Here is a 25,018-nt window from a genome sequence, read left to right as displayed (position 1 = left end):
TAAATCCAGACGGATGGAAGTGGATTGATATGTTAAAAAAACATATGGATAAGCAAATATATAACGACGCTGTTGAGTTTCAGCATTATTGCGATTTAAAACCGCGAAATATTATTTTGAGGGCGCTTAAAAATATTTCTATCGTTATAGGTATAATGATAATTGCGACCCTGATCTCATATGGATTTAGGGCGCTTGGTTTTCATGAGTCAAACTATATCATGATATATATACTTGGCGTCATGATTATCGCAAGCATAACGGATGGCTATCTTTATGGCATAATGGCTTCGGCGTTAAGTGTGCTTACTTTTAACTATTTTTTTACCGAACCCTATTATACGCTGCTCGCGTATAGCCCGGAATACCCTGTGACATTTATCATCATGCTTATCGTAGCGCTTATCACAAGTACTTTAGCCGCGCGAATAAAACATGAATCGCAGCGCGCCGAGTTACGGGAAATGAGGATTCGAATACTGTATCAGATTGAGAAAGATCTACTCGCCGTAAAAAACATCGAACAGGTTGCGCAGGTTGCGGCCAAAGATATCTCGAAGATCTTCAGGTTACCTGTAATGCTCTCTCTCGCCGACATGGACGGAGGTCTCACGATTGACCATATCGAAGGCGATGATATATTTAATTCGTATTCTGAGATGATGGCTCGCACGGAAACCTTTCAATCAGGGAATGCATGCGGCGCGAGGACACGGCTTTTTGCAGACAGTCGGGCATATTTCCAACCTATCAGCGGCCAAAATGGCGTGCTTGGGGTTATCGGCATTGGTTTGGGCAACGCGGATATGCTCACCGAAGGCCAGAAATCTTTTATCGATACTATAGCGACTCAAATTGCGCCCGTATTGGAGCGCGAACGATTATATGAAAAACAGCAACGGGCCAAAATAGAAATGGAGCATGAAAGACTGCGAAGCGACTTGCTTAGGGCAATATCGCACGATTTACGAACTCCTTTGACCAGCATTTTAGGATCATCGAGTACAGTTATAGAAAATTATGATGTCCTAACCGACGAAATGAGGCGAGATTTTCTGCAGGATATATACGACGACGCCGAATGGCTTAGCATTTTAGTGGAAAATATCCTGAGCATGACCCGTTTCTCGGAAGGAAGAATCGAGCTTAAAAAGGAAATGGAAGCGGTCGAGGAAATAGTGGCCGAAGCGGTTTCGCGCGTCAACAAGAGGGCAAAGCAGCATGAGATTTCAGTGTCTGTTCCAAAAGAACTAATAATGATACCGGTTGACGGGATACTGATCGAGCAGGTCCTCATAAATCTTCTCGATAACGCATTAAAATATACGTTGCCCGATTCTAAGATAAATGTGTCGGTAAAAAAGGAAGACGGCAAAGTGATGTTTCAAGTAAGCGATAATGGGCCCGGCATCCCGGAAGAGGAACTTCCTTTTATCTTTAACAGATTTTATACAAAAAATCTCAATAATACGAGCAGGCCCGGTATGGGCCTAGGGCTCGCGATCTGTAAGTCGATTGTGGAAGCGCATGGGGGCGAAATCTCCGCCGATAATGATCCTGCGGGCGGAGCGGTATTCAGGTTTACGATACCAATAAGGGAGGAAGATCATGAATCCATTGATACTGATAGTCGATGATGAAAAGTCAATCCGCCATTTTATAAAGGTTGCTCTGGAAACGCAGAGCTACCGGTGTATGGAGGCCGAGAACGGTTTGACGGCTATTTCGCTGGCCGCATCATATTCGCCCGATATCATGATCCTCGATTTAGGGCTTCCCGATATCGACGGCATTGACGTGATAAAAAAAATTCGCGAATGGTCTGCTTTGGACATTATAGTGGTTTCCGCACGCGGTCATGAACGCCAAAAAGTGGAAGCATTGGACGCGGGCGCCGATGATTATCTTACAAAGCCATTTAGCGTTCCCGAGCTTCTGGCACGCATAAGAGTGGCACTGCGGCGGGAAAATGCATTGGAGAGACACGAGGAAGGGCTGCTGCAGCCAGTGTTCGAATTGGACGATTTAAAAGTAGATTTCGACAAGCAGAAGGTCACTATCTGCGACAAGGATATACATCTTACGCCGACGGAATATAAACTGCTCGCGCTGCTCATTAAACATCGCGGCAAGGTATTGACGCACATGTCTATCATCAAAGAGATATGGGGCCCGTATTCTGTGGACGATACGCAATCCTTGCGTGTATGCATGGCTAATATCAGGAGAAAGATCGAAAGGGATCCGGCCCAACCGCGATATATTATAACCGAGGTGGGCGTGGGATACCGTTTCGCCGATGAGTAAACTTAAAGTTCCTTAGCCATGGTTATAAGATAAAATGGACGGGGGGTTATATAATCGTAAAGATGACTTTCTTTCTTGCCGATTTCATTAAAGCCGAATTTTTTATACAGTCCTATGGCCGCTTCATTCCATGACGAGGTATGAAGATGCACGCCCAGTACACGCCTTTCATGCAAATAATCGATATATCTTGACATCATGCGGCTGCCTATGCCCGAGGAACGGTATTCTTCCAAAACGTTTATATGCAAGTGAGCCGGATAACGGTCAAGCGGTACCGACGGATACGCTTCTCTGAGCAACGCGGATATAACCAGTCTTGCTAAATATGCCATGCAGGCAGGCTGAAATATTGTGCCGGAGGAGAAAAACGATGTCACCGATAACGGTATGCCTATAGTGTTCATGATCAAATGATACCTTCGTGTATTTGCGCAACCCATAATGTATCCTGCTATGCGTCCATGGCTTTTATCATAAGCCAGAAACGTCGATTCCGGTTCATAACGCAGATAGTATAGGGTAGCAACATAAGCCATAAAAATCCTGTTAGAAAAAAAGTTATCTATGTCCTCTCCCATAAAAGCCGTCTTATTGAATATTTCCCGCACATCGTTAATATAACGCTTATCATAGTTTATAATGCATATTTCACTGTTCATTTTTTCTTTTCCTTTTTACCATGATATTATATAATTATACCATCGCCAATAGAAAGGGGAGAGGTATGATTATATTTTCGAATAAACGGTGCTTTAGGTTTTTTATGCTTTTCATGCTTGTTGGGGTGATTGTGTTGACATCGTGTTCACACGGCAAACAGCCAGATTATACGTCCATCGCTATCAGTAAAGGTAAAAGAATACTGGTCATAGCGCCGCATCCTGATGATGAAACCCTTGGAGTTGGCGGGACGATATATCAAGCTGTAAAAAACAGCGATGATGTTAAAGTGGTTATAGTAACCAGCGGCGATAGCTTTACCAGAGCAGCTGAGATATTGACCAAACACCCCATTCCCGGTATAAAAGACTACATCCGGCTGGGCTATATCAGGCATTCCGAAAGTCGCAAAGCGCTGGAAAGCCTTGGCGTAAAGCCCGATAATATCATATTCTTGGGTTATGCGGACACGAGCTTGAGATTTCTGTGGGACAGCTTTTGGGACAAGCCGCACGTAAGCGGAGATATAAGGAGTGCTTATTCGCCTTATGACGATATATACCAGCTTAAGGTACCCTATATGGGTCAGGCGCTGGAAACTCAGTTGGCAAATATAATAGAACAGTATAAACCGACAGACATATACTATCCGAGTACAATGGACGCTCACCCCGATCATTGGGCTGCAGGGGCTTTTACGGAATATGCGGCGTATGTCTCGAACTACACCGGGGAATTGCATGCATACCTTATACATCATAAGTTATGGCCTTCGTTGTGGGCGATGAACAAAAATGCTCCAGAAATGCCTCCTGCTGATATTAAAAACATCGGCGGTTTTAAATGGGAAGAAGATAAGCTATCGGATGATGCAATAGATGCCAAACTTCAAGCTGTTAAAAAATATAAGACGCAGATAGATGTTATGGCACCGTTTATGTACGGATTTATAAGGAACAGCGAGAGTTTCATGCAGCCTCAAGTAAGCGTTATCCCTGAATTAACTGCTGTCTTCGATGTTCCCGGACAAATAACCCAAAATAAGTTTATGCTTATAAAGAATATAGGCGATAATGAATTCAAACGGATTGAAGAACCGTCTGCTAACATAGTCCAGCTAAACAGCGCGTCAGCGAATAATACACTTTATATAGCGCTTAAGCTGCATTCCAAACCGGAAGCGAGTTTGTCGTATGAGATGCATATTCGTTTGCTTTATCCAATGAGTGTCAAAAGAATTGATCTGCTATATAAAAAAGGCAAGTGGCAGTACGAAAATAAGGCCGGCAACAGTATAGTTATTAACGACATAAATGGTAACGTATATGACAAGGTATGGCTATGCTGCAACCTTCCTATATCCACCCCTCGCTACCTCTATATAAACGCAGATATAAGCAAAGGGGATAAGATGATAGATCATTTACCTTTATATATGTTTAAACTTCAAGCACAATAAAGACTGGCCATATATAGTAGTCTGACAATACAGACTTACAGTTGAAGGCACACGGCATTTTATTTTACAACTTGCCATATGGCAAACAAAGCTATAAAGAAGACACCGACATTGCCTAAATGGTTAATCGATGCAGCCGAAAAAAATTATTGGCCGGGTGAAGATACCGATTTGCATATGATAATATCGAATTACAGCGATAAAGTTATTAAAGAACCGAATATAAGATAGCCCCTGCTCAATGATAGCAGCGATGCAATTAATGAATGTCATGAGATTAGCCATGCTATAACAAAACCGGGAATGATGAAAGAGCTGGCCATGCTGCATATAAAAATGCCCGATATTGATAAGGCGTGTAGTTTCAATTTACACGTCGCCGTCGATGACGGCATTAGCTACGTTAACAATGATTGGCGCTTTTGGGTGTACCTAAATATCAGGCTTTATCTTGCCGATCAAGTGATAAGCTATTTGTTGAATGTGACTGTTCAGCCGTCCTAAAGGCTTGGTAACGATCAGCCTCTGGCTCATGTGTTCCCGATACGGTGAAACTAAAGCTCGTTTCGGGAATTTCCAAAGCGCCGATAATCTCTCATTATCTTGTCATTTTAGGGCGGGACCGTCTTTAGCATTGTTTAGATAGTTCGGTTACGCTGGGAAATTCTTATCCTACACTTCGCTAAGTTTCACCAGATATCCTTCACAAAATCGCCTTGAGGCTAATCGTTACCCTCGCCTATGCGTAATAACCACTGAATAAACACTGTTAAATTAATTGCGCAAAATAAAATTGACCGTTGACAATATCAAAAACCGATATATAATATACATGTATTATTTTATTTCATGTATAAATACGGGGGTAAGCTTATGACACCTAAGCAACGCATGGTGACCGCTTTCAAAAATCAACAGCCAGATATGATTCCGGTAGCACCGGATATGTCCAATATGATACCCTGCCGTCTCACAGGCAAGCCTTTCTGGGACATATACCTATACAATAATCCGCCGTTATCTGATGCTTATATCGATGCAGTAAAATACTTCGGCTTTGACGGATGGTCTGACAAGGGAGGGCTAGGCCCCAGTCCCGCCAGCCAATGCACTTATGAACATGAGATACTGCAAAAAACCGATGAACGTATAGTACGCAAGACCATTTGCCGTACGCCCGAAGGCGATTTGGAGTCCACTACTGTGTATTATGTAGCCGATCCACCTACCGTGGTAGAAAAATATATCAAGGATATCAAAAAGGACCTGCCCAAAGCCAAATATCTCTTTCCCGATCCGTCGCAGTGCAGCCTTGAACCACTGAGGCTTCATATGGAACGCATGGGCGATATGGGAGCAGTGGGCGGTGCGGTAGGCATACCCGGGTTTCAGGGCTGGGTAGACCTCATACATGGCGGTGTGGAGGCCATGACGTATATGTATTATGATTATCATGACGAGATAATGGAGCTGGCCGATATACACCATCAATACGCGGTGGCCTATGCCAAGCGCCTTATAGAAGCCGGACCAGATTTTATTCTCATAGGTGCTTCGGGGTTGCTGACGCTGCAATCACCTTCGATATTCCGCGAACTGAGCCTACCCAGCATAAAGGAGATCACCCATATGGCACGCCAGGCCGGCATACCTTCTCATCTGCATTCCTGCGGTAAAGAACGATGGCTGGTGGAAGTGCTGTCCGAAGAAACAGAGCTTGATTCCATAGAGCCGCTGGAACAGCCACCGATGGGCGACTGTGACCTGGCCGAGATAAAGCAGAAGTTCGGACGCCGAATAGCGTTAAAGGGTAACTTACATACGACCAAAACAATGCTCTACGGCACACCTAAGGACGTGAAGCGCGAGTGCCTCAAAACCATACTGGCAGCCGGAGAAGGCGGTGGATTCGTGCTGTCCACCGGTGACCAATGCGGCAGGGATACGCCGGATGAAAATATCTTTACGATGGTGGAGACTGCCAGAGAGTTCGGCAGATACCCGCTGGATTACGATAGAATTTCAAGAGAACTGGAGCGATTGGAATAGTGGCTGTAAAACAGATATATCAGCAGGTTAAAGAAGAGATCGAACGGGATATCGAGGCATACCATGCCGGTAGGATACAGCAATTACCGTCAGAAAACCGATATGCCGAAATACTGCATGTCAGCCGTATGACGGTGCGCAAAGCCGTCGAAGAGCTTATACAGGAAGGGCGAATTGTGCGTATACCCGGCAAAGGGCTGGCTATACCCGAGGCCTCTGGCAGCGATGATAGCTTGCGTCACAAATTGGCTTTTATCATACGCTACAGCCCTGATGACGATTTTTTCTCGCGCACTGTGCTAGCATGCAGCCAGGTGGCCAATGAATATGGTTATGGTTATTCCATATATAATATAGCGTCCGGGCAACCGGCTGATATAAACGTTTTGGATGATGTAGACGGTGTTTTGCTGACCTATTATAACGAGGAACATGGCGATAAACTGCTGGCTGCAGCGCGCAAAGCCCATATACCAGTGGTATGCATAGACAACATACCGCTGGATAACGATGTCGCATATGTATTGTCAGATGATGTCCAAGGCGGTTATATGGCGGCTAAACATCTGCTCGAGCATGGCCACCGCGATATACTTTTTATAATAGACCAGCAAGATGAATATTCCATAAACCATAGATTGACCGGCTATAAAATGGCTATGGAAGAATACGGCTTGTCGGTAGATGAACATAATATAGTCCGCATAGATACCAAGAATGACTTGGAGCTTGTGCTGGAACAACGCCTTAATGAGAGCCAACCTTTTACTGCCATAATGAGCTATACCGATGAATACGTGGTAGAGGCCTATAGGGTGCTGCGCGATATGGGCATAGATATACCGGAGCAGGTGTCACTGGTCGGATACGGTGATTTTATGAAAGGGCGGTTGCTGGAGGTACCGCTGACTACTATAGCCATGCCCACATTCGATATGGGCGCTACGGCTTGCCGCATGCTCATAGATTATCTGGAAGGCAGAGGGCCACTTGGTCGGATGGTTTTGAGCGTAAAGCTGATAGAGCGAGCATCTGTCGCTCAATGCTCTAAGTCGAAGTGAAATTTATGTAAGTATGAAGGAGAATGATTGAGATGACAGGAAGGGAACGCTTTTTAACGGCCATTAGCAACGGAAAGCCTGATAGATTGCCTTGTCAGGTGCACAGCTGGATGCAATACTATTTGGATACATACCTACACGGTATGGATCAGTATCGGGCATATGAATATTTTGACATGGATCCAGTTATATATGTTTCGCCCAGGTTTATCTACGATGAACACGATCTGGCCGACTGGATAGTGGATAACCGCGATCTGGGCTATGATGACGACGGCAACCGCGTGTGGGAGAGGATAATAATTACACCAGAAGGCGTTTTAACCGAGAAAGGCGCGGTCAATAAATATACCGAATGGATTACAGAGTGCATTATAAAAGATGAGAAGGATTTTGAACTCTGGAACAAATACGTGCCGTTACCGGCGCAAGTGGATTGGAGTCCGGTTATAGAGGCCAAACGGCGCATAGGTGATAGCGGCATAGTGCGCAGCGGATACTTTGATTTCGGACAGGGCAGTCCATGGCAAAGCTTTGTGAACATGTACGGTACCGAAAATGCCATAATGGCCTGCTTTGACAAACCTGACTGGCTACATTATGTACTGGATTCCATGCTTAAAAAGAAGCTCACCGTTATAGAGCGTGGCGGCAGAATAGAGCTAGACTTGGTGGAAACAGGCGGTGGGGCAGGCTCCAGCACTGTTATAAGCCCGACGCTGCATAAAGAATTTTGCCTGCCGTATGATCAGATACAGCACAAAGCGTTACATGAAGCCGGTACCAAGGTGGTATATCACTTGTGCGGCGGTCTGATGCCGTTGCTGGATATAGTAGCTCAGAATGGTGCTGATGGATTGGAGACCATGACGCCGCCGGCCATGGGAGGCGACTGCAATCTGGCTGAAGCCGACAGGCAAGTGGGTGATAAGCTGTTCTTCATAGGCGGCTTTGATCAGAATGCGGGTTTTGAGAAGGGAAATCCGAAATCGGTGAAGGAGATGGTGTACAAGCTCCATACCTCCTGCCCGAACGGAGGATATATATGCAGTCCTTCCGATCACTTTTTCTTCGGTGACCCCGAGAACATAAAGGCCTTTGTGGAAGCTGCTAGAGAATGTGTCTATTAAAGAGGTAGAATTAGATTATATTTAGCACTTTATAAGAGCTTAATAGAATGTCTCGACGTTTGTGGCGGCGAGAAATCAGTTTAAGCGATATGAAGGCTTGAGGGTTAACGCAATAAGGCAATCGCGGGAGCCAGTCTATCATGTACTGAGCCGTTGACCATATACACTCGACCGTAGTATACTGAAAAAGTGCGGACGGGGTTATTCCTTCTATCAACGCATACAGAAATAATTGTCGGTTTATATCGAAAAAATAAATTGAAGGTTGATCAAGAACCGCTAAAACGCAGATTTTTTATGATGAATGAAACAAATGTAAAGGGTTAAATGATAATGTTTATAAAACAGGTAAAAGAGCAGTTAGAGAAAATGTCTGAAACAGAAAAGGAAGAATGGATTTTGACTCAGGCAAAATTACTGGAGGAGAACGAACAGCAAAGTTTTTTAATGTCGCTTTCCGGTGAAAAGAAAGTTATATACATGCCAAGTCAGAGAGAGATAGAAGAATTATGTGAGAAGATAGATCATGGTGACATTTATCTTGAGTATGAGACACATTATTACGAGTTTGATGATGACGGCAGATATATGGATGATTGGAAAGTATGGCATAACGATCCATTCCAGGCAATGGATTTCCTGAACAGAGTTTTCAGGGGATGCCATGATTTGCTGCTCTTAAATGAGTATGAAACCGTGGCTGATATATTAGACAGGGTTTGCAACCTGGAATTCAAAGTGATGGAATCTCCGGCTTCGGAAGATTTTGAAGATGATTCGCCATTCACGTTGGAAAATGCTGCTGAAGAAGGCATGCTATCTTTGAGTATCGGCGATATTGGAACGGACTGGATAATGGCATACGTTAAGCTGGCGGACAGATGGGATAGCCCGGAACTTGCAAGGAGATTAGTTGAAATATTCAATCAACCGATATGTAAGAAGCTCAATCCGAGCATGCTTATTGGAGAAGAACTCCCAAATGATCTATTTCCTCATATGTTTGAAATATTAAATATACAGATTTTGGATGCGGAATCAAATTTTAATAATTTGTTTTCTAAAACTGTCTTTACCCACGACAAATATCTGTATGAGAAAAAGCTTAAAAGACAAAAGGAAATATTATTGAATATTCAGATGAAGTGTATAGATGCAATACAAAAAAAGCCTCAACAGAAAGGCTCTGTTCTTGCAGCTTCATGGAAACAGATTGGAGAACTCATTGATGCACTCAAGTATGAGCGATATATTGATGACCAATGGGAAATTGAAGAAATCTGGAATATTTGTAATGCATTATCAAAGACAAACAAGCTGGGGCAAGAAGATTGGGAATTGAGAAAAAATATTTTGTCCGATATTATTCTGCACGATTATTATAATGATTACGGCTGCTATGACCCAATGTTTGATCTGTCAAATGAATTGTGTGTAAAGGCAGATGAGTTTCTCGTGTTTGCAGATATAATGGATGCCTCTGGTTATTATAAAAAAGAAGCAGCACATTTATATCATAAATATGGGAGAGACAACAAATATGTTTCTTATCTGGAAACTCATTTGGGAAAGGAAAGTGAAACATATGTGGCGCTGATAAATTATTATAAGGAGCATGATAATTTTGACAGGGCACGCCAGGTGGCAGAACAGGCATTAGAAAAATGCAAAGATGACCTGACGGATGCTTTTATATATCTCCTTGTTGATGCAGAAAAGAGAAAAGATAAAGACAAGTATAAAAAATTGTATAGCAGTGCGAAAAGAAGGCGTTTGGCAGATATTAACCGAATAGATCAAGCATTAAGTGATTTGAAATCAGGTAGTCATACTTAACACTGCTTCAGACTTCGGGACATAGTAAGCTTTTAGTTAAAAAATTCTACAATCACTTATTGAAGATGAAGTAAGGCGGCACGTTAAAGAACGTATAGAGATATTTGCCCCTGGGGGAGGTTTCGTATTCACCTAGGTTCACAACATCCAGGCCAATGTACCCATAGAAAATATTATCGCTATGTTTGAGACCGTTATGGCGCAGAGGCAGCGTTAAGAAAAGTAATCATTCTACGCCGTGGTAATAATGTCCTCTGGTCACGTTGCCGCCACATGAGCCTTTGATTATCTCGTCAGTGCTATTTAATGCCGTTTTGTAAAGGGTTACGATGCGCCTGATGCTTTCATCATCATAGCCGCTGAGATCGAGGCGCAGACTGTAAGGATGCAGCGGCAGCAGGTCTTTTACTTTATCGGCCATGCATAGTTCATAGGCGTTGAGTATCTCCATATAGCAACCGGATTTGCTGAGATATGTGCGAATGGGCAGCGATTTACCCTTCCTGTCGCGTAGGCTGTAGCTATGTTTTATGCACGGTTTTGAACAAGGCTGCTCAAGGCTGAAATGGCCGACTGTCGCGCCTATCGGGCAGCCCTCGGCTATCATCAAGGGCAGGCGGCCGTGAGCCATAAGCTCCATAGGTATAGGACTGCCCGACGAGAGGTCGCGCAATTGGTCCAGCGTCAGCTCGAGCGACGGCATAAAGCGTTTTATGCCCATGCAGGCGTAAGCGGCCGCAGCGTTGCTGTTGAATATATTAAGGGAGAAATCACCGTATATAGACCCTATACCGGCATCTTTGGCGCATTTTATCTGGCCGGCATCCGATACCAGCACGCCGTCGTAAAGCTCCCTTGCCGATGACAAAGCATCTATTATATCGTCCAGATCTCGGTCGCGGGCTATGCGAGGCATAGCCCATATTACTGATATACCGGCATCATGGCACAGCCGTACCGCCTGCACAGCGCTTTGGCCTACTGCTTGCCTGGCACTTAGGCGTAGATATATGCCGTTGGCGCCGGCCTCTATAGCTGCTCTGGCATGCTCGAGTTTATCCAGCATGACGTATATAAGCGGCCTTGCCTGAACGTTTGCTCTTGAGGTTTCGACATGGCCGGAAGGGATTGAAACGGCATTCCTATGCTTTTGATCTATTATCTCTTCGGCCAGTTGTTCAAGGGCATGCCTTCGCATATCGTTTATGGCTGATACTGGTAACCAGGCATTAGGCGAGAGCTCGACTTCTACGTTCTTAAATCTGAAAGGCATATCGCCGACTCTGTTTATCTGCTCCATAATGCGCCCTCTTTGCAGTGGCGCATGTTCGGCTTGTTGTATGATTTCGGCACCCGTATATTTCACATAATGGCCGTTGCTGTCCCATATCTCCATTATAGGGAATCGGCCCTCCACGATAGCGACGCGGGCGTTTATATCAACATAACGTTGAGCCGTTTTTAGCCATGTTTTCAAGCTTTTGTCCATCTCGGCATCGGATGTTTTGTAAATACCCACTCCCGCTCTAACCGGCTTATCGGTGCGTATAAACACCTCTTGTCCGGCGCCGGCCACCCTTATGGCCTGACCATCACGCGTTATATAAGTCACTATTTGCCCGTGACTGGAAGCACCGTCCCTTATCTCTATGCCATCGCCCAGCGATAAAGGCGCTTGTAGCCTCAGGCCGATCATGCGGCGGTGGGAATCGTAAACTTTTGTCGTGCCCAACGGAACACCCCAGTTGTCGGGTTTATCGGGACATATCATGTCGATGCCGCTTTTGCCATAGATATATCCTTTGGAAAATCCGCCGCGATTAAAGATCTGCATAAGCTGCATCATGTCCTCCGGGTCTATCAAAGGCCGGATATCCGCTGCCAGTCTGTCCAGTGCCTTGCGGTATTTGCTGGTCACCACCGCCACATACTCCGGGCTTTTCATTCGGCCCTCTATCTTTAGCGCTGTTACGTTGGCATCGGCCAAAGCAGGCAGATCCTCTATAAGGCATAGGTCCTTCATGCTCAAAAGGTACTGAGGCGGATAGGACTTCCCGTTTTCCTCCTGCAGGCTGTATAGCATACGGCAAGGTTGGGCACACCGGCCGCGATTGCCACTGCGGTCACCCATGAAACTGCTCATCAGGCATTGGCCGGAATATGCATAGCACATGGCGCCGTGCACGAAAACCTCTATTTCCAAGCCGCCGGCTTGTGCCATATGCGATATTTCCTCCAGCGACAGCTCGCGGGCCGGCACCACCCTTTTAAATCCCAGTTCCCTAAGCATAGTAGCACCATGCGCATTGTGTATGGTCATCTGCGTGCTGGCATGTAAAGGCATATCGGGCAAATGCTTCTTCACGAGCGATGCTATACCCATATCCTGTACTATCAAACCATCGGCTCCCGATTCATAGAGCATCTCGAGATACGGTAGCAGCGCATCGAATTCATCATCGCGTATCAATGTATTTACAGTTATATATACTTTAACGCCTCTTAAGTGAGCGTAGTCCAAGGCATATTTAAGGCTCTGGTCGTCAAAATTGCCGGCGTACTGACGTGCATTGAAAGCATTGCCGCCCATATATATGGCATCGGCGCCGGCCTTTACGGCCGCTTCAAAAGCGTCCATGCTGCCGGCTGGGGCCAGGAGTTCCATCATATTAGCCATTTCCGTAAATTACAGCATCCTCTCTTGTAATGATTTTGCAGACTTATATGTCTGTCTTTTCTATAATTATATTACCTTGGAGTGCAAGAAACAATCTCAGTCCATATACATGCTGAGCCCTCGTGGCTGTTCAAGTATCTCACAGGCTTGGTAACTGATTAGGTGCTCTGACATGAGCCTCAAGGCGATTTTGTGGAGGATATCTGGTGAAACTTAGAGAAGTGTAGAACACGGCTTAATATATATGCCTCGCTACGGCTGTGAAGCTGGACCACTACGTAATCAAAGATTGCTGTGGTCCTACGCTTCAAAAGCCCGCTCGACATATATATTAAGCCTTCTACAATAGTCACGAGCCCTCTGATAAAGTATCCGTTGTTATCGTCTTATAGTTTAATAGTGCAAAAGATGTTATAATATATACAGCATTGAGCATTGACATTAAAATTTGAAATAAGCGAGGGCATATGGGTATACCGGTAAAAGTTGATAGTGTATATGAGGTAGTTATAGAGGATATAGGTACCGACGGCGAAGGCATAGGCCATATAGCGGGCTTTACCGTCTTCGTTCCGAGGGCCGTTATAGGCGACAGAGTATCAGTTAAGATAGACAAGGTAGGTAAGCGATATGCCGTAGGCCATATAGAGTCTGTCGTGGAACCGTCCGACTATCGCATACAGCCACTATGCCCGGTGGCGAATCGCTGTGGCGGATGCCATATACAAGCCATGGCCTACGATGCCCAATTGGCTTATAAAACGCGGCATGTGAAGGATGCATTGCAGCGCATAGGCGGCTTTGACGATGTATCCGTATTGGATACTATAGGAATGGAGAGGCCGTGGCACTATAGAAACAAAGCGCAATTGCCTGTGGGCGTTTTTTCCGGCAGGCCGGTTATGGGCTTTTTTGCTGCAGGTACGCACGATATAGTTGACATAGATACCTGTCCCATACAGCATCCGGCGGTTGATGCTGCGATAAAGGCGGTCAAAGATTATGTCAGCAGTTATAATGTAGCCGTGTACGACGAAATGACGGGTAAAGGCCTGCTGCGTCACATAATGGTGCGCGTTGGCTTTAACAGCGGACAGGTAATGGTGGTTCCGGTTATAAACGGTGATTCGATACCACATGCTAAGGAGTTTACGGATATGCTGCGGCAAAACATCGATGGCCTCGCATCGGTGGTACTGAATATAAACCGTCGGCGTACCAACGTCATATTGGGCAGCCAATGTAAGGTGATATATGGCAATGACCATATAATGGATACATTGTGTGGCCTGACGTTTAAGATATCGCCTCTGTCGTTCTTCCAGGTAAACCCCAGGCAAACCGAGGTATTGTACACAAAAGCCATCGAATATGCCGGTTTGGATGGTACACAGACCGTACTCGACGCCTATTGTGGCATAGGCACCATATCGCTGATAGCTGCTCAAAAAGCCGCCAAAATATATGGCATAGAGGAGATACAACAGGCCGTTGACGATGCACGCGAGAACGCGCGGCTGAACGACATAAGTAACGTCGAGTTTATATGCGCCAAGGCAGAGGATGCCATAGGCCGGTTTATTGAGGATAAGGTGCGCATAGACGTCATAATAATGGATCCGCCGCGCAAGGGTTGCGACAAGGGCTTTTTGGAAACAGCTGTCCGGTTATGTCCAGAAAGGATGGTATACGTGTCGTGCAATCCGGCTACTCTAGCCCGTGATATGCGCTTCCTTGCGGACCATGGCTATAAAGCTACAGCAGTCCAACCCGTAGACATGTTCCCGCATACCACACATGTTGAGACGGTGGTATTGATGTCAAGGGTCGAGAAATAGAAAGCTTAAAATGCTTATAAATAAAGGGTTTCCAGACATTGATCATTTCTTTTGGCTGCTCTGCCTTTGATGATAATGTTGGGAAGCCCTTGTTTTTATTGTTTGTGGGAACATATCAACTGCCCTAAAATCGATAGGGTTGAGGAGACAGGATAGATGTAAGGTTACTGCTTTAATTGGTCAATTTGGTCAGAATTGCTTTATATATAGGACAAACGCCTTATTAAACAAACCAATAATTAACTAATATCATGGGAAGGCACTTCTCTCAATTCTTATGGTTCCAATCATACGTCGTACTATAACAATAAATATAAGCAAATAACAAAAAACCGCTTTCCTCTCTATAGATTTTGTGATATATTTAATTATAAGGCTTTATGTCTATCAGAAGCTCGATGAGGTGAAAAGATGGGCGAGATTATTAATGACAAATGGATTAATATCGATGAAGCGGCTACCTATTTAGGAGTGAAACCCGTTACAGTAAGAGGTTGGATAAGGAAAGACAAAGGAATTCCTGCCCACAAAATAGGAAAGCAGTGGAAATTTAAAATCTCAGAACTTGATAATTGGGTTAAAAGCGGAAAAAGTGCTATGGAATAAACATTATTGTTGATGAAACGTAAATTACACAAAATTAGAATGGGGTTAAAAGAGGATTATGGCCGTGAAAAAATCAGAATTGTATCCCCTTTTGTTGGAGTCTTGTAATAAATTAAGGGGCGGCGTTGAACCGGCTCGGTATAAAGATTATGTGCTTGTGTTGTTGTTCTTTAAGTATGTATCGGACAGGTATAAAGGACAACCGTTCGCAGAGTTTAAAATTAGTGATGGCGCGTCTTTTGATGATTTAATCAAAGCAAAAGGAAAGAGTGACGTTGGAGAACGTGTAGACAAAATTATCCAGAAATTCTTGGAGGACAACAAACTGCAAGGCGCACTTCCTGATGTCAGCTTTAATAATCCGGATGAGCTGGGTTATGGCAAGGAATTGGTGGACAAGGTATCCGGCTTAATTGCTGTATTCCAGAATCCGGCGATTGACTTCAAGAATAACAGAGCAAGTGGGGATGATATCATCGGGGATGCTTATGAATACTTTATGATGAAGTTTGCCCAGGAATCTGGTAAGAGCAAAGGACAGTTCTACACGCCGAGTGAGGTTTCCCGTATTATTGCAAGACTGATCGGGATTGGTAATATTAAGCAGATGCCAACAAAGAAATGGACCTTATATGATCCAGCAGCAGGTAGCGGCAGTCTACTGATTCGTGCCGCAGATGAAGCGCCGGTAGATGAAAATGGCGATTCGATTGTAACCATTTTCGGGCAAGAGAAGGATATCGCTACGGCTGGCCTAGCAAGGATGAATCTGATTCTCCACCATAAAGGTACAGGTGAAATTAAAAAAGGCAACACCCTAGTTTCCCCCGCTTTTACAGACGATTTTGGAGAGCTCAAAAAGTTTGACTTTATTGTCATGAACCCCCCCTTCTCGGACAAATCATGGAGCGATGGTATCAAAGCAACAGAAGATAAATATAAACGTTTTGACGGATACGGCATCCCTCCCGAAAAGAATGGTGACTATGCCTGGTTTTTACACGTTTTAAAATCACTTGATGACAATGGCAAAGCAGGCATCATCATGCCTCACGGCATATTGTTCAGAGGTAATTCTGAAGAAACAATCCGCATTGCTATTCTTAGAAAACGATATATTAAAGGCATTATCAGCTTACCGGCGAATCTCTTTTACGGCACAGGGATTCCCGCCTGCATTGTTATCATTGATAAAGAGAATGCGGATACAAGAGATGGAATTTTCTTAATAGATGCCAGCCGTGGTTTTAAGAAGGATGGTAATAAAAATAGACTACGTGAGCAGGACATTGAGAAGATAGTCCGGACCTTTATAAACCAAGAAGAAATTGAAGGCTATTCCCGTTTTGTAAAATATTCAGATATTCTGGAGAAAAATGCTGGCAATTTAAATGTATCGCGTTATATACAAAAAATTGACGATACGTTGCCACAGAATATTGCTGCACACTTAAAAGGCGGCATTCCGGGAACAGACATTGACTCGCTTAAAAGACTTTGGAGTATTTCTCCGGCTTTGAAACAAAAAATCTTCACTTGTACTGACAACCAACAAAATATTTACTACCTTGCCATCCCTACTGAAAATATAGAGGAAGCCATTTGGCAGGATGTTAATGTGCAAAACGAGAAGAAAAAAGAAGTTGATACAATGTTTACACAATGGCGCAATGCTGTTAAAAGCATCCTGCTGAATATTAACAGTGAAACGAACCCTAAGCAACTTATTCGCGCCATCTCCTCCATGCTTTTGGATACATATAAATCAGCGCTACTTCTTGATAATTATGACGTTTACGATTGCTTGTTGAATTACTGGAATGCAAAGCTGCAGGATGATGTATATGCTATCAAAGCTTATGGTTACGAGGCCGGTAGAGAAATTGAATACGAGTATGTACAGAAAAAAGTCAAAGATGAGAGCGGCGAAACTGTTTCCGTAGATGATACTTCGAAAGTGAAATCCTTTGATGGCGCTTTAATACCAAGAGAAATCATTGAGACATCATATTTTCCAGAAGACCTCAATGCTATAAATGCTTTAGCAGAGCAGTCTACAGCTTTGAAAGCCGAATTGGATGAAATGCGAGAAGAAGAATCCGGTGACGACGGGTTACTTAAGGAAGTGCTCAATGAGAATGAAGATGGCATCCCGAAGACGAATCTTATTAAGCGGCTAAAGGAATTGGATAGTAAGAAAACCTCTGTGGCTATGGACGCCATGACAAAGCTGATGACTCTATTTGATGAGGATAAAACCGACGAGATGGAGGTACTAATTAGTAAAACTCCGGAACTGGCTAAATTCGATATCAGAAACAAGAATGGAACTTTCGGAAAAGCCAAGCTAAAAGCAGCATTTAAGCTTGCTATGGATTCAGCAGTTGTTCCCGAGATATATAAAGAAGAGTACGATGCTTTACTTGCGTACCAGGCTAAAATGATAAAGAAAGAAGAAACGGACAAAGCTATAAAAGAAGCGCAAAAGGCTCTTGATGACAAGGTGCAAGCAAAATACGTAGAGCTGACTGTGGATGAAATCAAACATCTGCTCTTTAATATGAAGTGGATGGCAAAGCTGGAAGCGGATATTAAAGATGAGATTGAACAGGTGCTAAATACTATGTCTGCTAAGGTGTTGCTTATTGCAAAGCGATATGAGCATACACTTGGAGAAATTGAAGAAAAGGCGGAAGCATCAAGAAAAGCGGTTATGGCAGCTTTGGAGAGGATGGGATACAAATGGTAACTTATCCGAGTGATTGGGAAAAAGATACAGTTTCAAATGTTGTTGATATTACGACAGGATGTCGTGATACACAAGATAACAAAGCAAATGGCAAATATCCATTTTTTGTTCGTTCCCCTATCGTGGAACGTATTGATGTAGCTGACTTTGATTGTGAAGCCGTACTGACTGCTGGGGACGGTATTGGAACCGGGAAGGTGTACCATTATGTTAAAGGAAAGTTTTCTGCGCATCAGCGAGTATATGTAATGAGTAATTTTAGAAATATTGATGGCAAATACTTTTATTACTTCTTTTCAAAAAACTTTTTCAAAGAAGTAGAAAAATATACAGCAAAATCATCAGTTGATTCAGTAAGACGAGCGATGATTGCAGATATGGAATTTGTTCATCCATCAGTTTCAGAGCAAAGAGAGATTGTCAAAGTTTTATCTGATTTCGATGCCTACATTGATAATCTTTCCGAGCTAATAAATAAGAAAAAGAGCATCCGTGATGGTGCACTGGTGGATTTGATTAGCGGTAGAACGAGGTTGGAAGGGTTTGATTATGAATGGGATAATGGAAAAATTGGAGATATATTGAAAATCCTACACGGGAAAAGCCAGCGGGGTGTTGAAAGTTATAATGGCAAGTACCCTATTTTAGGTACGGGTGGTGTTATAGGAAAAGCAACTGAATATTTGTGTGATTGGGAGTGTGTATTAATTGGTAGAAAAGGAACTATAGACAAACCAATTTACATGAATAGTCCATTTTGGACGATAGATACCTTATATTACTCAAAACCCGTAGAAAATCAATGTGTAAAATTTCAGTATTACATTTTTTGTGCAATTCCTTGGTATGATTATACTGAATCGTCAGGTAGGCCAAGTTTGTCAAGAAAGGTTATTGAAAATATTCCAATTAGAATACCTAAGTATGAGGAGCAACAAGCTATAGCTTCAGTGTTGACAGCTATGGACAAAGAAATTGAAAACTTGGAAGCTGAACGAGATAAAATGATACAAATCCGTGAAGGCGCAATGGACGATCTCTTAACGGGCCGTGTGCGCCTCACTGTGTAAGGAGGAATCAAGATGGCAACAGTTGATGCTGAGAAGAAATTGCAAAATAGAGTTCTTCACTGGCTGGTTGATGACCTGGGCTACACTTATCTTGGTAATTTAGAGGATATCGATAACACATCTGTAAAAGAAGAACTTCTGAGAGCGAATCTGAAAAAGCGTGGGTATGGCGATGACCAGATTAAGATTGCCATCAATGAACTCGTAAGCAAGATCAATAACCAGGCTGATACGCTTTATGAGATTAACCAGAAGGTATATTCCCTCCTTCGTTATGGTCGGCAGGGAATAAAAGATGCCAATGGACAACGCCAGACCGTGCATTACATCGATTGGGTGGATATCGACAAAGATGATTTTGCCGTAGCTGAGGAGGTGTCCGTCCTTCGGTATGACAAAGTAACAAGAAAGCGTCCTGATTTGGTCTTGTATATTAACGGCATAGCTATGGGTGTATTTGAGTTGAAAAGTTCCTATGTCAGCTCGGGCACGGGTATTCGACAGATGTTAACTAATCAGAAAAGGGAAAACATACTCAATTTCTTTGGTGCTATACAGCTTTTGTTTGCAGGAAATGAAGCCGAAGGATTGTTTTATGGTACTATCAACACACCAGAAAAGTATTACCTTAAATGGAAAGAAGATAAAAATGCAACAGATGACTTGTCTGCAAAAATCAAAACGCTACAGCAAAAGGAAGCGAATCGTCTGAGAGATGGTGTTATTTCACTTTGCCAGAAAGAACGCTTTTTATCTCTTGTACATGATTTTGTGATTTTTGATGCCGGTATTAAGAAAATTCCAAGACATAACCAGTATTTTGCTAATATTGCTGCAAGAAAGAGAATTCTTGAGAAACAGGGCGGTATTATTTGGAACACACAGGGTTCAGGAAAGTCTCTAATTATGGTGTGGCTTACAAAATGGATTGTAGAAAATGTCCCTGATAGTCGTGTTGTAATTATCACAGATAGAGAAGAATTGGATGACCAGATTGAAAGTCTTTTTATCGACGTAAACGAAAAAGTACGCAGAGCAAAAAGCTGTAAGGACCTTCGTGATATTTTAGATAAAAGCGATGACCCGATTGTTTGCTCGCTAATTCACAAGTATGGTCATAATGCGGGGAAACAAGCAGATATAGACCAATACCGTAAGGAACTTCTGAAGGATCTTCCGAAAGACTTTAAGGCAAAGGGAAACATCGTTGCTTTTATAGACGAATGCCATCGTACCAATTCTGGCAAGCTGCATGAAGCAGTAAAAACATTGATGCCCGATGCAGTCTTAATTGGTTTTACTGGTACTCCATTGCTTAAGACGGATAAGAAAACAAGCCTTGAAATCTTCGGCCCATACATTCATACTTATAAGTTTGATGAAGGTGTGGCCGATGGTGTTATTTTGGACTTGAGATATGAGGCAAGAGATGTTGACCAGGATTTGTCCAGTCAAGATAAAGTTGACCTGTGGTTTGAACAAAAAACAAAGGGCTTAACAGAACGCGCAAAGCTCCAACTCAAACAAAGTTGGACTTCCATTAAAAAACTATATAGCTCAAAGCAACGCTTGGAGAAAATAGCATCTGATATAGTTTTTGATATGAGTCTTAAACCAAGATTGAAAGAAGATCGCGGTACTGCTATGCTCGTTGCTAATAGCATCTACGAAGCCTGCAGATATTGGGAAATTTTCATGAGCATGGGCTTTACAAAATGTGCCGTTGTAACATCGTATGAGTCAACCACCCAAAGTGTGCGGACGGCTACTTCTGATCTCTCACAGGAAAGCGAAGAATACAAAAAGTCCATTTATGAGCGGATGCTTGGTGGCAAGAAGCTCTCGGAATTTGAAAAAGATGTGAAGAAGCAATTTAAAGAAAACCCAGCACAAATGAAGCTTCTTATTGTGGTTGATAAATTGCTGACAGGCTTTGACGCACCAAGTGCCACTTATCTATACATTGATAAATCCATGCGTGACCATGACCTTTTTCAAGCTATTTGTCGTGTCAATAGACCGGATGGCGAAGATAAGGACTATGGTTATATTGTTGATTATATGGATTTATTCCGTAATCTACAGCTTGCCATTTCTGATTATACGTCAGAGGCATTTGATGGGTTTGACAAAGAGGATGTCGAAGGACTTATTAAAGGTCGCTATGATGAAGCAAAGTCAGAAATGGAAGGTACACTTGCATCGTTGGAGGCATTATTCGAGAACGTTCCGGAACCGAAAGCTGATACTGACTTCATTGAATATTTCTGCGGAGATAACAGCGAAGACGATGAAAAAACAGCGCGTAGAGATACTCTGTACACGTTAACGGCGGCGCTCACTCGTTCTTTTGTGAATTGTTGTGATAAACTTGTATCTGATTATGGCTATTCGGAAGATGATGTCAATCATTTGCGCGAAGAGATTTCCGGATACAACAAAATTAAAGAAATGATAAAGCTGGCAAGCTGCGACTATATCGACCTAAAGCCTTATGAGGCGGATATGTGTTATATCCTTGACACTTATATCCGCGCCGAAGATTCCAGGGTTATCAGTGAACTGGGAAATATGTCAATTGTCGAATTGCTTCTAAAGGGTAAAACCACCACGCCAGTCGATTTAGTCAAAGATTTACCTGGTACTAACGAAGCAAAAGCAGAGATTATTGAAAACAACTTGCAGCATGAAATTGTCAGAAAAATGAGTTCAAACAGTGTGTATTACGGTAAAATGTCAGAAATGCTTAAGAAAATTATCCTACAACGCAAGGCGGAAGCGATGAGTTATGAAGAATACCTCAGACAAGTCGTTGAATTGGCAGAGGCTATTCTTCATCCGGAAACAACCAGCAACTATCCTGATGAGGTCAAAGATAGCGCAGCAAGGCGTGCTCTGTATGATTATTTTCAAAATAATGTTGAACTGACGGTCGATGTTGACAATGCGATTCGCATTTCCATCCAGCCTGATTGGAAAAGAAATTTTCAAAAACAGCAGCGTATTAGACTTGCTATATATAAAAAATTATTGTCTCATATGTATACTGAAGACAGAGCGACGGAAGAAACCAATAATGTTTTCGAAATAGTACAAAGACAGGAAGAATACGATGCGTAATGAAAAAATGATAATCGGTGGATTACCGATTGAGATTATCAGAAAGGAAAATCTGAAAAATTTATATATCAGGATAAACCCGCCAGAGGGTGATGTTACTGTCAGCACGCCAACCGGAATAAAGGACGAGGATATCGAAATGTTTGTTCTTAAAAAAATACCGGAGATCACTAAAGTCAGAGACAGGATGTTGGCACAGGAACGTCAAAGCAAGAGAGAATATGTTTCCGGAGAATCCCATTATTTGTGGGGTAAGCCTTACCGATTGCAGGTAGTGTATGAGGGAACACGTCATAAAGTTGTCAAGACACCGACTAAAATAATAATGACAGTACCAGAGGGAACGAACACTAAGGCAAGAGAAAAGCTGCTCATCGAATGGTACAGGAAGGAATTAAAACGGGTACTGGAGACTGTTGTAATAGACTGTGAGAAAAAGACGGGAATTCATGCAGAGGAATTTCGAATCAAAAATATGAGAACCAGGTGGGGTACATGCAATATTGATAAACGTAGGATATGGATTAACCTTCAGCTTGTCAAGAAACCAATGGAATGTCTTGAATATGTGGTGATTCATGAACTGGTACATTTATTGGAGAGAAACCATACACACCGATTCCATGCGCTTATTGAGGAATTATGCCCTACTTGGAAAGAAGTAAAGAAGATTCTGGCTACTATGCCTCTTGACCATATGGAGAAAGGAGAAAAGGAAACAGATGACGAGCAGACCGACATCGAGCGATATCTTTGATGTAAATAAAAAAACCGGAGCACTAATTCTTGGAAAAAATCGCCTTGATGATTACGCTACAAAATTCTTAACAAGGCATTGTAAAGAAGCTCTGACAACGCCGATGCCGCTGCCCGTTGAAAAGATTCTGCAGAAAGTCGGCCTTACAGTCAAGGAAGTATCCCTTTCCAGAAACTTGGACATTTTTGGATGCTGCATGTTGCTTGACGGTGAGGTTGAAGTCTACGATCGTGAGTCTGGTACATATCATTCTACCTTCTTCCCTGCTGGAACTATATTAGTCGATCCCAATTCTGAAGCGCTATACGGCGAAGGCTCTAAACGAAACACTCTAATTCATGAAGCATTGCATTGGGAGAAGGATAAAACTTATTTTGAAATTTTAGCACTCAAAAATGCTGAGGCTACTGAAAAACTCTATCCGATCATGTGCCGCCAGTCAGAAACATTCTACGAACCGCCGGAAGGGAAAAAAACAAAGGAGAACGAAGTAAAATGGCTGGAATGGCAGGCACACAGGTTAGCCCCGAGAGTGCTGATGCCATATAAGACATTTAAGCAAAAAGCTCTGGAACTGATTGATCGTTACATGAATCCACAGAACAATATTGTCCCCTCCTGCGATATTTTAGTTGAAGACCTAAGCGAATTCTTTATTGCATCGAGGGCATCTGTAAAATATCGTCTTATTGAAGTTGGACTTCTCGAAAAAATATCTGAATTTGAAGATTATGATACGATTTTTGCTGAAATTAATAACCGTAAAGAATTTGTTGCCTTGACTCCTGCAGAAGCGTATCAATTACTGCGTCTGGACTCTACTCTCCAAGAGTGGGTCAGCGGTGGACGATTCGTATTTGTCGATGGTTATTTTGTACTGGCAGACCCTAAATATATAACAACAGAAAATGGGATACTGCATTTAAGCACCAAAGCAAAAAAGAACCTGGCTAAATGTGCTATTAATATACACGAGCAAAAATATTCAGCCTATCAGAATATTCAAAAAGACTTCATGGCGTATACTGTCCTGTATAATGTTGTTGGAGTTGATCAGCGGATGCTGACATTCCATCCAAAATATCAGGCAAATTTCGATTATGAACCAGATGAGGTTTATGCAGCATTCCACGAACACATCTTATCCTATGACGAAAATGAAGAGATTGAGCTAGTTAAAAAATTAGGAGATCCGACAACCACGTTGTGTCAGTGCTTATGGTTTCTGATGGAGAACAGAAAATGGAAGTATCCTGAAATATTTCATGAAAAAACGTTGCTCCATAAGAATTACCACGGAAAAATAAAAAATGATAAGTACAACAATATTGGTACTGATGTATTGATGGCGATCTGTGTTGGATTAGGTCTGAATCTCCGTATTATAGAAAAGATATTCGAAAAGTCTTTAAACAAATTAGATTACTATAAAGACCCGGACAAGACATACATCCATATACTAGAGAATATGCCCGGATTGTCGATACAAGATTTTAACAGTGTTTTGGAACAGGCAGGCATACCAAAACTGGGTAGTACAATAAAAGATGATGAAGATTAATAATTCGATAACTCATTAAGTTGGTTTTGGACTCCGAAAGGGGTCCTTTTTTATGTCCAAAAGTTAAATTTCAATCATAATCCTCGTCATTTCGATAGGGTTTCAACCAACTTACCGAGTTGGACATGTAAATTT

At 42.8% G+C, this 25,018-nt stretch carries 17 protein-coding genes; 15 read left to right on the top strand and 2 right to left on the bottom strand.

All coding sequences use genetic code 11. The features are described from left to right. The first annotated feature begins 29 nt into the window (after positions 1-29). Positions 30-1,637 (top strand): ATP-binding protein, encoded by a 1,608-nt coding sequence (locus tag MAHAU_RS14185; RefSeq protein WP_013782398.1) that lies wholly within the window; start codon positions 30-32, stop codon positions 1,635-1,637. After that, entirely contained in the window at positions 1,609-2,307 is a 699-nt protein-coding gene (locus MAHAU_RS14180; protein WP_013782397.1) for a response regulator, read from the top strand. The genes MAHAU_RS14185 and MAHAU_RS14180 overlap by 29 nt, the downstream gene beginning before the upstream one ends. A gap of 2 nt (positions 2,308-2,309) precedes the next feature. Here the strand turns inward: MAHAU_RS14180 and MAHAU_RS14175 are convergent, their stop codons facing one another. Continuing rightward, the gene (locus MAHAU_RS14175) at positions 2,310-2,969 is read right to left on the bottom strand and encodes a GNAT family N-acetyltransferase (protein WP_013782396.1); all 660 of its coding nucleotides are present in this window, start codon (positions 2,967-2,969) and stop codon (positions 2,310-2,312) included. 134 nt (positions 2,970-3,103) lie between these two features. On the opposite strand from MAHAU_RS14175, the gene MAHAU_RS14170 reads away from it, so the two are divergent. The 6 genes from MAHAU_RS14170 (at position 3,104) to MAHAU_RS14145 (ending at position 10,505) form a co-directional block, all read left to right on the top strand. Then, positions 3,104-4,429 carry a PIG-L deacetylase family protein gene (locus MAHAU_RS14170; RefSeq protein WP_171804989.1) on the top strand — a complete coding sequence of 442 codons (1,326 nt, stop codon included), beginning with the start codon at positions 3,104-3,106 and terminating at the stop codon, positions 4,427-4,429. Positions 4,430-4,750: 321 nt separating this feature from the next. After that, positions 4,751-4,933 (top strand): hypothetical protein, encoded by a 183-nt coding sequence (locus tag MAHAU_RS14165; RefSeq protein ID WP_171804988.1) that lies wholly within the window; start codon positions 4,751-4,753, stop codon positions 4,931-4,933. A 369-nt stretch (positions 4,934-5,302) separates the two neighbouring features. Continuing rightward, on the top strand, positions 5,303-6,478 hold the full coding sequence (locus tag MAHAU_RS14160) for a uroporphyrinogen decarboxylase family protein (protein ID WP_013782394.1): 1,176 nt from the start codon (positions 5,303-5,305) through the stop codon (positions 6,476-6,478). After that, entirely contained in the window at positions 6,478-7,539 is a 1,062-nt protein-coding gene (locus MAHAU_RS14155) for a substrate-binding domain-containing protein (RefSeq protein ID WP_013782393.1), read from the top strand. The genes MAHAU_RS14160 and MAHAU_RS14155 overlap by 1 nt, the downstream gene beginning before the upstream one ends. 32 nt (positions 7,540-7,571) lie before the next feature. Continuing rightward, positions 7,572-8,669: a uroporphyrinogen decarboxylase family protein gene (locus MAHAU_RS14150; protein WP_013782392.1), complete on the top strand. Its 1,098-nt coding sequence runs from the start codon at positions 7,572-7,574 to the stop codon at positions 8,667-8,669. Positions 8,670-9,002: 333 nt separating this feature from the next. Next, positions 9,003-10,505, top strand: coding sequence for a hypothetical protein (locus MAHAU_RS14145; RefSeq protein ID WP_148258443.1), 1,503 nt, complete (start codon positions 9,003-9,005; stop codon positions 10,503-10,505). A 226-nt stretch (positions 10,506-10,731) separates the two neighbouring features. Here MAHAU_RS14145 and MAHAU_RS14140 read toward each other — a convergent pair whose 3' ends face one another. After that, positions 10,732-13,173, bottom strand: a complete 2,442-nt coding sequence (locus MAHAU_RS14140) for a U32 family peptidase (protein ID WP_013782390.1) — start codon at positions 13,171-13,173, stop codon at positions 10,732-10,734. A 476-nt stretch (positions 13,174-13,649) separates the two neighbouring features. On the opposite strand from MAHAU_RS14140, the gene rlmD reads away from it, so the two are divergent. The 7 genes from rlmD (at position 13,650) to MAHAU_RS14100 (ending at position 24,883) form a co-directional block, all read left to right on the top strand. Then, entirely contained in the window at positions 13,650-15,020 is a 1,371-nt protein-coding gene (gene rlmD, locus MAHAU_RS14135; RefSeq protein WP_013782389.1) for a 23S rRNA (uracil(1939)-C(5))-methyltransferase RlmD, read from the top strand. A 411-nt stretch (positions 15,021-15,431) separates the two neighbouring features. Continuing rightward, entirely contained in the window at positions 15,432-15,626 is a 195-nt protein-coding gene (locus MAHAU_RS14130; RefSeq protein ID WP_013782388.1) for a helix-turn-helix domain-containing protein, read from the top strand. A 58-nt stretch (positions 15,627-15,684) separates the two neighbouring features. Then, positions 15,685-18,375, top strand: coding sequence for an HsdM family class I SAM-dependent methyltransferase (locus tag MAHAU_RS14125; RefSeq protein WP_041644180.1), 2,691 nt, complete (start codon positions 15,685-15,687; stop codon positions 18,373-18,375). Next, complete coding sequence (locus MAHAU_RS15895) at positions 18,369-19,445, top strand: restriction endonuclease subunit S (protein ID WP_013782386.1); 1,077 nt, start codon at positions 18,369-18,371, stop codon at positions 19,443-19,445. Before MAHAU_RS14125 ends, MAHAU_RS15895 begins: the two co-directional genes overlap by 7 nt. A gap of 12 nt (positions 19,446-19,457) precedes the next feature. Next, on the top strand, positions 19,458-22,565 hold the full coding sequence (locus MAHAU_RS14110; RefSeq protein WP_013782385.1) for a type I restriction endonuclease subunit R: 3,108 nt from the start codon (positions 19,458-19,460) through the stop codon (positions 22,563-22,565). After that, positions 22,558-23,322, top strand: a complete 765-nt coding sequence (locus tag MAHAU_RS14105) for a M48 family metallopeptidase (RefSeq protein ID WP_013782384.1) — start codon at positions 22,558-22,560, stop codon at positions 23,320-23,322. The genes MAHAU_RS14110 and MAHAU_RS14105 overlap by 8 nt, the downstream gene beginning before the upstream one ends. Further along, complete coding sequence (locus tag MAHAU_RS14100) at positions 23,288-24,883, top strand: ImmA/IrrE family metallo-endopeptidase (RefSeq protein WP_013782383.1); 1,596 nt, start codon at positions 23,288-23,290, stop codon at positions 24,881-24,883. The genes MAHAU_RS14105 and MAHAU_RS14100 overlap by 35 nt, the downstream gene beginning before the upstream one ends. The last annotated feature ends 135 nt before the right edge of the window (positions 24,884-25,018 follow it).

The sequence above is a fragment of the Mahella australiensis 50-1 BON genome (assembly GCF_000213255.1).
Classification (GTDB): Bacteria; Bacillota; Clostridia; order Mahellales; family Mahellaceae; genus Mahella; species Mahella australiensis.
The sequence above is the reverse complement of the archived record's forward strand: the minus strand, read 5'-3'. Positions and strand labels throughout refer to the sequence as shown.